General features: G+C 45.7%; 12 protein-coding genes. 4 read left to right on the top strand and 8 right to left on the bottom strand.

Annotated features, from left to right (window positions below):
• Positions 1-396: alpha-L-rhamnosidase (locus tag GX419_03840; protein NLI23822.1), on the top strand; the 396-nt coding region annotated here is incomplete at its 5' end.
• Positions 397-420: 24 nt separating this feature from the next.
• Positions 421-1,494 carry a twin-arginine translocation signal domain-containing protein gene (locus tag GX419_03835; protein NLI23821.1) on the top strand — a complete coding sequence of 358 codons (1,074 nt, stop codon included), beginning with the start codon at positions 421-423 and terminating at the stop codon, positions 1,492-1,494.
• A gap of 33 nt (positions 1,495-1,527) precedes the next feature.
• On the opposite strand, the gene GX419_03830 is transcribed toward GX419_03835, so the two are convergent.
• Positions 1,528-2,499, bottom strand: coding sequence for a carbohydrate-binding family 9-like protein (locus tag GX419_03830; protein NLI23820.1), 972 nt, complete (start codon positions 2,497-2,499; stop codon positions 1,528-1,530).
• A 408-nt stretch (positions 2,500-2,907) separates the two neighbouring features.
• On the opposite strand from GX419_03830, the gene GX419_03825 reads away from it, so the two are divergent.
• A complete protein-coding gene (locus GX419_03825) occupies positions 2,908-4,182 on the top strand; it encodes a DUF4153 domain-containing protein (protein NLI23819.1) in 1,275 nt (424 codons plus the stop codon).
• Between the two features lie 14 nt (positions 4,183-4,196).
• On the top strand, positions 4,197-5,138 hold the full coding sequence (locus GX419_03820; GenBank protein ID NLI23818.1) for a prolyl oligopeptidase family serine peptidase: 942 nt from the start codon (positions 4,197-4,199) through the stop codon (positions 5,136-5,138).
• Here GX419_03820 and GX419_03815 read toward each other — a convergent pair.
• The 7 genes from GX419_03815 to GX419_03785 all read right to left on the bottom strand — a co-directional run bounded on the left by GX419_03815 (position 5,135) and on the right by GX419_03785 (position 11,836).
• Positions 5,135-5,287, bottom strand: a complete 153-nt coding sequence (locus GX419_03815) for a hypothetical protein (GenBank protein NLI23817.1) — start codon at positions 5,285-5,287, stop codon at positions 5,135-5,137. The genes GX419_03820 and GX419_03815 overlap by 4 nt on opposite strands.
• A gap of 63 nt (positions 5,288-5,350) precedes the next feature.
• Positions 5,351-6,364: a hydrogenase expression/formation protein HypE gene (hypE, locus tag GX419_03810; protein ID NLI23816.1), complete on the bottom strand. Its 1,014-nt coding sequence runs from the start codon at positions 6,362-6,364 to the stop codon at positions 5,351-5,353.
• 28 nt (positions 6,365-6,392) lie between these two features.
• Entirely contained in the window at positions 6,393-7,490 is a 1,098-nt protein-coding gene (gene hypD, locus GX419_03805; protein ID NLI23815.1) for a hydrogenase formation protein HypD, read from the bottom strand.
• Positions 7,477-7,728 carry a HypC/HybG/HupF family hydrogenase formation chaperone gene (locus tag GX419_03800; GenBank protein ID NLI23814.1) on the bottom strand — a complete coding sequence of 84 codons (252 nt, stop codon included), beginning with the start codon at positions 7,726-7,728 and terminating at the stop codon, positions 7,477-7,479. Before GX419_03800 ends, hypD begins: the two co-directional genes overlap by 14 nt.
• A gap of 132 nt (positions 7,729-7,860) precedes the next feature.
• A complete protein-coding gene (locus GX419_03795; GenBank protein ID NLI23813.1) occupies positions 7,861-9,420 on the bottom strand; it encodes a sodium/solute symporter in 1,560 nt (519 codons plus the stop codon).
• Positions 9,417-10,943 carry a hypothetical protein gene (locus tag GX419_03790; GenBank protein ID NLI23812.1) on the bottom strand — a complete coding sequence of 509 codons (1,527 nt, stop codon included), beginning with the start codon at positions 10,941-10,943 and terminating at the stop codon, positions 9,417-9,419. The genes GX419_03795 and GX419_03790 overlap by 4 nt, the downstream gene beginning before the upstream one ends.
• A 95-nt stretch (positions 10,944-11,038) precedes the next feature.
• Positions 11,039-11,836: an inositol monophosphatase gene (locus GX419_03785; GenBank protein NLI23811.1), complete on the bottom strand. Its 798-nt coding sequence runs from the start codon at positions 11,834-11,836 to the stop codon at positions 11,039-11,041.
• Positions 11,837-12,535 lie beyond the last annotated feature (699 nt).

Genomic DNA, 12,535 nt, shown 5'->3' with positions numbered 1-12,535 from the left:
GGTTCAGGCAGTGAAGTAATCAATAAAATGAATAAATGGTCAGAATTACTTGATCAAGGTTTTACAACATTTCCTGAACATGGAGTGAGCAGTCGTTCTGATTGTCATGGATGGTCGGCACACCCGTTATACGACTTCCTGAATATCACCTGCGGGATTGCACCTTCTTCTCCTGGTTTTAAAACCGTTGAAATACGTCCGCAACCCGGAAATCTGTCCTTTATAAAGGCAAGTATGCCTCATCCTCTCGGAGAGATATCAATTGACATTCAAGAAAGGAAGAATACAGCATCTCATTTTAAAATTATCCTTCCAGGCGGCTTAACAGGAAAATTGATTTATAAACAAAATACATATTTACTTAGAGATGGATTAAACGAGTTTATTTTGGAATAATCAGTCACTAGTCGTAAAGTACTTATGGAACGAAGGAATTTTTTAAAAGCATCTGGTTTGACGGCTCTGGCATTGGGTATGGGGTCGTGGACAGGGTTATTTGCACAGAAAAGGCTTCCACGCAACTGGGCCTGGGGAGGTGTTCATGAAAACATGTCGGATGATGAGCTACTGAAGGCTTTCGACCGGTATAAGTCGCATGGCATTGATGCCCTGCTGCCGGAAGGAAACAATGCATTCTATGCCCGGATATCAAGGCTTGGCAAGAAAGCCGGAATTGAGATCCATGCCTGGCGCTGGACCATGAACCGCGGGCAATATATAAGGGATCACCCTGAATGGTATGCGGTAAACCGGAAAGGAGAATCCTGTGCCGGCCCGAATCCGCCCTATGTGAATTATTACCGATGGCTGTGCCCTTCGCAGGAAGAAGTGAAAGACGCGATTGTTAAAGATTACAGCGAGTTGTGCGATATACCGGAACTTTCTGGTGTACATCTCGATTATGTGCGTTATTGCGATGTGTATCTTCCAAAAGAACTTCAACCCAAATACCACCTTGTCCAGGACCATGAAATGCCAGAATATGATTACTGCTACTGCAATACGTGCAGGAGGCTGTTCAGGGAACAAACAGGCATTGATCCGCTGGATCTGGAGGACCCTGCCTCCAATATTGCCTGGAGAGATTTTAGACTGAACCAGCTGGTGCGGCTTGTGCAAGCCATTGTGGAGGAAGTCCATCGCAAAGATAAACTTATTACTGCGGCTGTTTTTCCAACGCCAGCCATGTCGAGAACTATGGTGCGGCAGGATTGGCCGAAGTTTGGTCTCGATGCCTACCTGCCCATGTTGTACCATCATTTTTATGGTGAGAAGGAATCCTGGATAGGGCAGTGCGTAAAGGAATCACTTACCGAATTACCGAAGGGAACGCCGGTCTATGCCGGGATTTTCAGGGGAGCTCTCAAGACAGCCGATCTGGCTTCAATCTATACCATGGTTAAGGAAAACGGAGGGATGGGATTATCATTCTTTACGGCCGACAGCCTTTCGGATACTGACCTGAAGATACTGAAACGGGCACTCGAAACATAGCATCAGCCATCCTGAACCCCGGAAAAAGGCGTTTCATCTTCGCTTTGCATACCAGACTCTTCCTGTCTGATCAATATGCCATTGCCAGGATGAGCCGCTGCGTGATGCAACAATTTCATACAACGAAAATGTTCTTTTCAGTTCCGGGTTAAACAGCAAAGGGAAGGGTAACAATTTATCCTTTTTCAGCTCGTGAAAAGAAGAAGCATAATGACCATTTCGTGCGGCATATTCCCGCTGGGCATAATACAAGATACGGAGTTCGTCTTTTACCTCATTTTCAGGATCAAATAAAAATGGCTGGATACCATGGCCTGCGAGGGTATCAGAAAACTGCACAAAACCCCATCGTTCAGGACGGTGCATATCTATGGCACCTATAGGCGACCAAACCCAGTTTTCCTCTCTGCAGAGTTTGCCGCTTACCAAATCGGTATCTTTCACATATTTTGAGTTATTTGCTTTTACTTTCCATTCTACTCTGGAAAAATCAAGCCGCCATTGATCTCCGTTACATGGTCTGCCTCCCTGTCTATATTCTACCAGACCGCTGAAAGGTATAGCAATTTCAACAGTCCAACCTGTATCCCTATCATCCGGTTGATTCAATGTTCCCCGAAGGGAGACAGCCGTTTGCAATCCATCCATATTCCACGAGGTAAGCGGCATTGCACCATCCCGGTAAGGCCTTAAAAGGAAGAGATCCCAAAGCACATTGAGAGCATTCAGTTCAATTTCATAATAATTATGGGTATCTCCGTCCGGGTCGATAAATACTTCAAAGTCATTATCATGAAAAATTACTGCATCGCTCTGAGTAATGGTTGCCCATAAATCGGGTTCTTCAAGTTCAGCAAAAATATAGAGATGCCTATCATCCCATAGCATCTTTGCCCGTGTTCTGAATCGGGGAGCCGGTTTTTTGTCTCCTTCTATATCCTGAAACCAGCTGGTCCAGGGAGCATGAAACCAGCTTTTTTCATCCGATTTTCCATCAATGTCCATTTTTTCCGCCGTGCGGTATATTACATATGAGGCCCTCTCCGGCAGAGTATCTTTCTGAGCTGAGACGATACCAATTTTCGCAATAAAAAAAAGAAAGAAAATTCTGATAAACAAGCCACACCTCATAATTTATGATTCGGTCATGGATTAGAAAAACGGATGACAAATTTAGAAAAGATAAGAGCAAAACAAAATTGCAGAAAGAACATGCCGGCATAAACAGATGTCCGCTTCAGGATATTCTTTCTGTGAATAGCTCTATGGCAAGCGCAAAAGCCAAATTCATTTTTGTTCTCCCTCAGGTATCGGAAGGAACCGTGCCAGCATGATATAAAACATTCACAATGGGGATCATACTAAATCAACTCTCCCATTCGTTTTATTATCAAGTTCTTTCACAACATCGCCATGAAAAAATCCGATTTGATTGATCACATTGATCAGCCTGAGGAAATTGAAAAACTTTACAGAAAAAGCCCTCTGCAATTTGCCGCAGTGTTTATGCAGGCATATCCTGAAATTCCTGACCGGAAATTTGCTGAATACTGGAAAATCAGGCTGGAATATGAACGAGCAGGAACGGGGGTCGGTGATATTCTTAAGACTGATTTTTTTTATCTTTTGCCGGTGTGTTTGATTTCCTGTTTTATAGCTGAAATACCCAATATTTTTCCTGCCGTTACAGAGCCGTCCATTTTCTTTTTCAGGAACGGGGCCATCATCATCTTCCTGGGTATGGTTTTGTATACCCTTATTTCCGACCATACTTTCAGGAGCCCGGGTGCGCTGGTTGCCGCAGGTCTCATTGCCTTATCGGCCGTTTACATCAACCTGCTCCCTGCGCCGGGCAAAAATGACGCAATAAGCCTGGCATGTATCTTTCTGCCGGTTTTTCTCTGGTTTGTTTTCGGTTTTGTTTACACACGATTTCAGATCAAAAATTTATCAAAACGCACAGAATATATCAGAGATAACGGTGACCTGGCGGTTTTGAGTACCATCATCCTCATTGCAGGAGGAATTCTGGCAGTTCTGTCGGCCGGATTGTTCAGAGCCATCGGCATAGAGGTAGAAACTTTCATTGCAAAACACCTTGCCATATGGGGAATTGTTTCTGCCCCTGCAGCAGCTACCTTTATTATACGCAATTATCCTTCGGTAGCGAATAAAATTGCTCCTGTCATTGCCAGGATTTTCAGTCCCCTAATCCTGGCAACCCTCCTGGTATTTCTTGGCTATATCGCGATGCAACACCGGAACCCATACAGCGACAGGAATTTTCTTCTGGTATTTAACTTCATGTTGCTGGTTATAGTGGCTGTCATTTTGTTTTCAATAGCTGGCACCATGCATGGAAAAGGACAGGGTTTCAACCGTATCGTTATTTCAGCGCTGGTTGTTGTGAGCATTGTTATTGATATTATTGCTCTCTCGGCTATTATTTATCGTCTGGGAGAATATGGATTTACACCCAACAGGACGGCAGTGCTGGGAACCAATCTTACCGTACTGGGCAATCTCATCCTTATAGCCTCCGATCTTTACAAAGTAAATTTCCGTAGCCATGCCCTTCAGAAAGTGGAACATTCTGTAGCATCTTATCTTCCGGTATACTTTGTCTGGACGATTGTTGTTGTTTTTGTATTTCCTTTCGCTTTTGATTCAAAACTTTCCTGGTTTTAATTCATTTAAAAAATATGATTGAATTTTATTTAACGTTATTGATAGCTTTTTTAACCGGATTCACTCCGGGTTCATCCTCTGAAAAAAATCCAGGCACGGATCTGAATTTTTCGTTCACCTACAAAGGAGTTGTGAGGAATGCTCTGATTCATCTTCCTCCTGGCAGGGAAGCCAGGGAAAAATATCCTCTTTTGATTGCTTTGCATGGAGGGGGTGGCAACGGCAAAAGGATGGTATCGCTTACACAGGGAAAATTTAATATCCTGGCCGACAAGGAAGGGTTCATCGTCGTTTATCCTGACGGGATCGGCAAAAACTGGAACGACGGAAGGGAAAACATGCCGCGACGCTACCAATCACACAACAACAAAACAGATGATGTGGGTTTTATTTCGGCTTTGATTGATTCGCTCGTAAGAAAATACAACGCAGACCAAAACAGAGTATACGTAACAGGGATGTCAAACGGAGCTATGATGACGTATCGGCTGGCAACTGAACTGGGCGAGAAGATTGCAGCGGCAGCACCAGTATGCGGAAGCATTCCGGCTGATCTGCCATCAAAACCTGGACATCCGGTTGCCATGCTCATCATCAATGGGACAGACGATCCTCTCGTTCCGTTTGAAGGCGGAGATGTTCATTTTGGCAGAAGAAAATTGGGAAAGATTTTATCTACCAGCAAAAGCGTGGAAATCTGGACAAAAATTAACCAGGTACATTTGAGTGAAGAGAAACTGCTTCCTGACAAAGATCCCATGGATGGATGCCGTGTTAAGGAAACAAAATATACCGGCTCAGATAATTCATCAGAAGTTATTGTTTTGACAATTCAAGGAGGAGGTCATACCTGGCCCGGAGGAAAGCAGTACCTGACAGAACGAATTATTGGCAGGACCTGCAGAGATATTGATGCGTGCGAATGTATCTGGTCATTTTTTAAACGGATTAATTAGACCATGCGGTCAAATAATTGCCGGCAGAGTTGGGCGGTAATATATTTTCCGGTTCTTCCTCCCCACCAGAACCAGTAGCCGTTCATTTCGTTATAAGGCTTCACAGGACAGGAACATGGGCATACTGCCGTTGTTTCAAATAAAGACATAGTGAAGCCTGCAGTATTCACAGTTAATGCGGGTAGTGTTTTATGGTCGGAAAGATTACTGGATCAGCAGATACGCGGAAGTTGTTCTCCTGAAATCATATCCACAATCCGGTTTGTTCCTATAGACGTTTTCATTCTTACCATTCCCGGATGATCGGATGTAACAGTACCGATTATGGCAGCCTGACGGCCAAGAGGGTGGCTGAGAAGAATGTCCAGGGCTTTACCGGCGGCATTGCCGGGAACGATAACCACGAGCTTTCCTTCGTTGGCGATATAGAGAGGATCAAGCCCCAGGATTTCGCAGACGCCTTTCACCTCTTCCTTTACAGGAATCAGGTTTTCGTCAATGTACATACCCGTATTGGAAGAGCGAGCAATTTCGTTCAGGGCGCTGGCCAGGCCGCCCCTGGTAGGATCGCGTAAGACGTGGACATCGGGTATTGCTTTCAATACATGCTCAATCATATCGTTCAGCGGGGCCGAATCGCTCAGGATGCTGGTTTGGAATTCCAGGCCGCTCCGTGAAGCCATTATGGCAATTCCATGGTCGGCAATGGTTCCGCTAAGAAGAACAGCATCGCCGGGTTCAGCCCTTCGGGGAGAAATATTGGCATTTGCGTGCACCACTCCGATGCCGGATGTATTGATAAAAATCTTGTCCCCTTTCCCATGCCCTACCACTTTGGTATCTCCCGTAACCACAACAACACCTGCCCTATCGGCAGCCTTTTTCACCGAAGCAATTATGGTTTCCAGCTGTTCTACCGGCAATCCTTCTTCAATAATGAGAGAAAGGGACAGGAAAAGAGGTTTTGCGCCGCAGCAGGCAATATCATTGACTGTGCCGTATACAGCCAGTTCACCGATATTACCACCGGGAAAGAAGACAGGGTCGATGACGTACGAATCGGTTGAAAAAGCAAGTTTCACCCCGTTAATATCCATCACCGCACCGTCGTGTTCCATTGCCAGTAGCTCTGAATTCAGATATTTGAAAATCAGTTCATGAAGCAGTTTGTACGAAAAGGATCCTCCTCCTCCATGGGCAAGGGTAATTTTATCATAACCCGACAGGGGAACAGGACAGGAAAAGCTGATTTGGTCAGACATGGGATTCGGATTTTCTGAAGCGGTAATAAGCAGCACAGGCTCCTTCGGATGAGACCATAGGTGCTCCCAGGGGGTGGTCGGGAGAACATTCCGTACCAAAAGCCGGACAGGAGGAAGGTTTTATAAGTCCCTGCAATACTTTTCCTGCCAGGCATTTCTCTGATTCGGAGGCAAGGATGGTATCAACCCGGAAACGCTTCGCCGCATCAAATTCAGCGTAATTATCATTCAGGTCAAGGCCGCTGGAGGGAATTGTACCAATCCCTCTCCATTTTCTGTCGACCACCTGATAAACTTCCCTGATGAGACGTTGTGCCGGAAGATTCCCTTCCCGGGTAACTGCGCGTGCATATTGATTGAGAACCCTGTGGGAACCGGATTCCAGTTCTTTAACTGCCATTAAAATCCCCTGCAGTATATCGGCAGGTTCAAAACCAGTAACAACAATGGGTACGTTGTATTTCTCAGCCAGAGGTTCATATTCTGTATATCCCATAACGGTACAGACATGGCCCGCTGCCAGAAATGCATTGACCGAAGCGTCACGGGCCGACAAAATGGCCTCAATGGCAGGGGGTACCAGCACGTGCGCTGAAAGAACGGAAACATTGGTAAGGTTTCTTCTCCTGGCTTCGGTCACAATCATAGCATTGGCAGGAGCAGTAGTTTCAAACCCCACGGCAAAAAATACAACCTGTTTACCCGGATTGTGTTCGGCAATCTGAAGAACATCGAGAGGGGAATAAACCATCCGGACATCGCCTCCCGAAGCTTTCACCCTGAGCAAATCGGATGAACTGCCCGGCACCCTGAGCATATCGCCATAGGATGTCATTATTATGCCGGGAAGCGAAGCTATGGCAATTGCCCTGTCGATCAGTTCGAGAGGAGTCACACATACGGGGCAACCGGGACCGTGAATCAGGGTAATTTCTCGGGGAAGAAGTTCATCCAGGCCGTACCGCACGATGCTATGGGTCTGTCCTCCACAAATTTCCATTATATTCCATTGCCGGGTAGTGATTTTTTTAATCTCAGAAGCAATGGAATTAACCAAACCGGCATCCCTGTATTCGTCAACGAATTTCATCAGCCTGGTTGAAGTTATCGAGTTCTTTAAAGAGGCGCAGAGTTTCGAGGGCCTCTTCTTCGTCAATTTTGTTCAGGGCAACACCCACATGGGCCAGAATATAGTCACCAACCATAATATCGGGAAGCCACTGGATGCAAATATCTTTTTCCACACCGGCAAAATTCACTTTTGCCATCCTCATCTCCGGATTGGAATCATCGATGGAAACAATCTGACCTGGTACTGCTAGGCACATATTCATCCTTTAAGAAGGTGCTAAAGTAAGGAAATTCCTGAAAAAAAACTGAAGAAATTGATTGGATACATACTGTCAGCCGATGATTACATATGCGGCTCACATGACAGATGAACGCAACCTTATGCCATGTTACCAGAATAATGCATAAACGCCAGCGTATAATAACATCATGATTACTGCCCAGAAAGGAACCTTCCTGTACCAGGGTATTCCTTGCAAAGAATTTTCTGATGACGAAAAAGAAAAGATAAGCTGATCTTTGTTCTCCTCAGCAACCGGCCTGATCATGAAGGTAAGAAAAACTACCAGCAGAACAGTCAAGAAAAGTGTAATACCGGCCACATTAAACACATTCATCTGTATCTTCAGGATGCGCAACACATAAGGCATCAGAAACATGGGAAAGGTAAGCAGAAGGATATAGAAAGCCACTTTCGCATGGAATTTTCTCCAGAGGATACCGGCAACAAAAACCGTTGCGATCGGGATAGCCACAAATGCCCAGCATTCCTGGAAATATGAGAAGATGTGACCGAACCTCAGCACCATTGGTGCCCATGTGGCACCCAGGAGCAGGACGGCAGCCGTAAATATCCTTCCTGTCCGGATCAGTTCTTTTTCGGAGGCAGACGGCTTAATAAACCGCTGGTAAAAATCAAAGGTAAAAATGGTAGAAACTCCGTTAACTCCAGCCTGTATGGCAGTAATTACAGCGGCACACAAAACAGCAAAAACAATTCCTGTCAGGCCCGTAGGAATCAATTCTTGCACAGCGTAAATAAAAGCGTTGTCTTTTGGTAAATCGGGATTAAGAGCATATGCGATAAGACCGGGAAAGGTATCGGCAAAAGGAATGAACAACCAGAGAAAACCGGCAAACAATATGCCTATCTGTGCATGCCACTGGTTTTTAGCTCCAAGGGTAGACTGGTTTATGTTCTGGTTGGTACAATAATACCAAATGTTGGTTGAAAGAACCAGAACCAGAAGCCCTGTCCATGGAATATCCGGATCACTTGCGGGGAGAATTAAATGAGAACGTGACCCTTCGCCAAGAATGGAAGAAAATCCTCCCGGCACTTTCAGCAAACCTATCAGAAACAGGAGCAATCCACTGATTAACAGCATGGATGCTTGAAACACATTTGTCCAGGCGATGGTTGCCATTCCTCCATACATGACAAAAAAGGCGGCAAAAAAGGCAATGATCCAGATGCACAGATAGATGTTCAAGTGAAGGATTCTGCTGAGGGCAAAGCCACCTGAATAAATAACCCCCGCCAGGTTAATAAACACGTAAATAAGAATGGAAATCAGGGCAAATATGGTGCGAACCCGGCCATCAAAACGGTGCTCAAGAAAATGCGGCATGGTAACAATCTTCTTCTTCAAATAAAAAGGGATAAACAAAAAGACCAGAATCAGGATGGACGGTCCGTTCAGCCACTCCCAGTTTGCGACAGAAAGTCCATGTTCATAGGCAAATCCGACAGTTCCAAGGAATTGTTCTGAGCTGATGCCGGAAGCAATCATACTGAAACCGATTACAAACCAGGGAAGTCTGTTCTGATTGATAAAGAAATCGGCTGCCAGAACGCGCTTTTTGCGGCCGGCATAAAAAGCAATTGTTACAAAAATAAGGAAGTAGAATGCGAAAACCAGCAGGTCAGCTTTGTGCAGATAAATCATTCTTTCCAGTATTTAATGAGGAGATCCGATAGCAGGCAGTATTTACGGTATACTTCATTATAGGTACCTATGAAGGCCGGATTGGGCGAATATGATTCCCTGATTCTGACCAGTTGGCCGGTGGCTTTTTTCAGGTCGGGAAACAATCCGGATCCTGCGCCGGCCAGTACTGCGGCACCGACAGCGGGGGTATCGTCATTTTCGACTGTAAGAATCGGAACACCGGTCATGTCGGCTTTGATCTGATTCCAGAGTGGACTGCGGGCACCTCCGCCCAGGGCACGAATTTCGCTCACAGAAATTCCGTATTCTTTCAGCGTTTCAATGTTTCTTCTGATCATGGCAGCGACACCTTCGAGGATGGAACGAATCATGTGTGCCTTATTGGTTTCGAGCGACATTCCTGCCCAGACTGCTCTTGCAGAAGGGTTAAATTCCGGCGAACCGGTTCCCATAAGATGAGGCAGCATGACAACACCTCCGGCACCCGGTGCAACCTGGGAGGCCATGGCTGTGAGCAAATCATAAGGGTCCAGGCCGTATTCGCGCGACAGGTCTCTGATCTGGGAAGCAAACTGATCGCGGAACCATTTCAGGACAATTCCTGCGGTTTGTCCGTATGGCAGAAGAAAATATTTATCCGCTACTGCATGGCACTGGCATGGCAAATGAAGCCAACGGTCAAAAACCGGTTTATCGGAAGTAACCACCATGGCCATGGAAGCGCCGGTGGTTTCGGTAATCATTCCCTCATCAATATTTCCGGCACCTACAGCACCTGCTGCATGGTCGTAAGCTCCGGTCACCACCAGGGTTGCAGGGTCGAGCCCCGTCAGACGGGCGGCGTCGGCAGTAAGCGTTCCCACCGGAACCGCAGAAGGAAGGATTTCCGGAAAGCGCGTTGATGACAGTCCGAGAAAATCGAGCATTTCCAACCAGAGTGCCTTTTGCGTAATGTGAAAATACAATGAAGAAGATATGACGGAGTATTCGGTGCAAAACCGTCCACTGAGGCAATGCATGAGGTAATCCTCCACCAGGAGAAATTTGTCAGTGCGCACATAGGTTTCGGGTTCGTGTTTCCGAAGCCAGAGAAGTTTTGTTGCCGGCCAGGTGGGAAGAATTTCGGGTTGGCCGGTGGCTTCCAGGATGGCTTTCTGTCCGAATTCTTTCCTGAGGATTTCGGTTTCACGAACCGACCGGTTATCGAGCCACACGATGGCATTCCGCAAGGGGCGTCCTGTGGCATCGGTGCATATGAACGTTTCCCCCTGGCTGGAGATGGCGAGAGCACGTATGGCAGAAGGATGTACTGCCGATTCACGCAATAATTGACGAATACAGTGGATAGCAGATTCCCAGTAAACGGCAGGATTAACCTCGCACTGATTTGGCATGGAGGTATCGAGCGCATATTCCTTTCCGGCCGACGCCAGAACTTTCCCATCTGGCCGCATCAGCACGGCCTTAACGGAGGTAGTTCCAGCATCCAGGCCAATCAGTAATTCACCGGAATGACTCATACATCCAATAATTTAGACAACTGCAATACGGCATCCCAGGCCGGTGGACAAAACCAACAGAGCAAGTGAGGTAGGCACCGCATCATGGTGTCCGTTTATCTTTTCCAAAGCGTCTTCAATTCGCGAAGGAGGGCCGGATATACTTTGCCTGCCGCAACAATTTCAAAGGCTTCCAGATGGCGGTTCCCTCCGTAGAAATCAGAAACAGTCCCTCCGGCTTCCTGCACCAGCAAAATACCCGCTGCAATATCCCACAAGTACAGATTGAATTCAAAATAGGCGTCAGCGCAACCCGTAGCCACATGCACAAGATCAACTGCCGATGCACCGGAAGAACGGATACCATGGCACCGAGAAAGCAACTGGCGAATCAACTGAAAATACTCCTCATCCTTTCCGGCAAGGTTATACGGAAAACCCGGTATTAGAAGGGACTTCTCCAGATCCTTTGTACCCGATACGGAAAGTCTCTGATCACTGCACCATGCTCCATTCCCTTTTACGGCATGATATATGGCATCTTCCTGCAACAGACAGGTGACTCCGAGTAAAATTTCATTGTTTTCCTTCAGGGCGAGAGTCACTGCTGTGGCAGGATAGCCGTGCAGGAAATTTGTTGTTCCGTCCAGAGGGTCAATTATCCAGTTCAGAGAATTTGCCGATGATCCGGCTGTGTTTTCTTCCGTAATAAATCCGGCTCCCGGCAGAATTCTGGAAAGACCTTCCACCAGGATTTCTTCTGAAGTCTGATCAACGTATGATGAAAAATTGTTAAATGACTTGAAACGAAGGTTTTGCGGATTAAATGATTGGGCTTCGTTCCTGATAAAGTCGGCCGCTTTCCTCACAACAGTCTGAATCTCTGGAATGATTCCGGTTAATTCGCTATACATCAGGTAAATTAATTAATCAATACACTTATGCCACCATACGGGTTTTCATTTTTTCATAAACTTCAAACCGATAATTGCAATCGTATAGTTCCATTTGCATGAAGAATCTTACAGCAGAAAGATTTTTATGGAGATTCATAACAACGTACAAGAGCACCCTTCTTCACCAACTCAAAAATAGAGAATGTTTTTGATAATTCCACTCCTGCAGATTACGAGCCATAAAGACTGAAAAGGCCTTGGGAACTCAGAGGAGCTTATTTTCCCTTTATTTGTTGGAGACACCTGATTGTTTAGGTTACCCATGATCCATTTCCATCAAAATTTAAATCAATTGATAATTAACTTTAAGAAAATAATATTATTTTGGCAATGCTGTACCCGTTTGGATCGGACTTTGAATGATTCGATCCTTATTTTTCAATAAACAGTATATTTTATGGCCCGCAAAAATGCGTTACAAACAGAAGTGAGGAAAAAGGTAATAATGAAGTATCGTGATAAATTTGCATTTATCATTATAAAGGAAATTGCAATTAAAATCAAATGATTTTGCATAGCCATGAAGATTGAAAAAACCAGAACATTCATGCCCATCATTTTGCTGACCCTGATGGCGGCATGTACTTCTTCGCCCGGAACAAATGATGGCCGGGGGGGCTCGGTATTATATTCTGATACTATTCAGTATCACCCCGT

It is taken from the genome of Bacteroidales bacterium, assembly GCA_012517825.1.
Classification (GTDB): Bacteria; Bacteroidota; Bacteroidia; order Bacteroidales; family JAAYUG01; genus JAAYUG01.
This window is presented reverse-complemented; position numbering and strand designations above follow the sequence as displayed.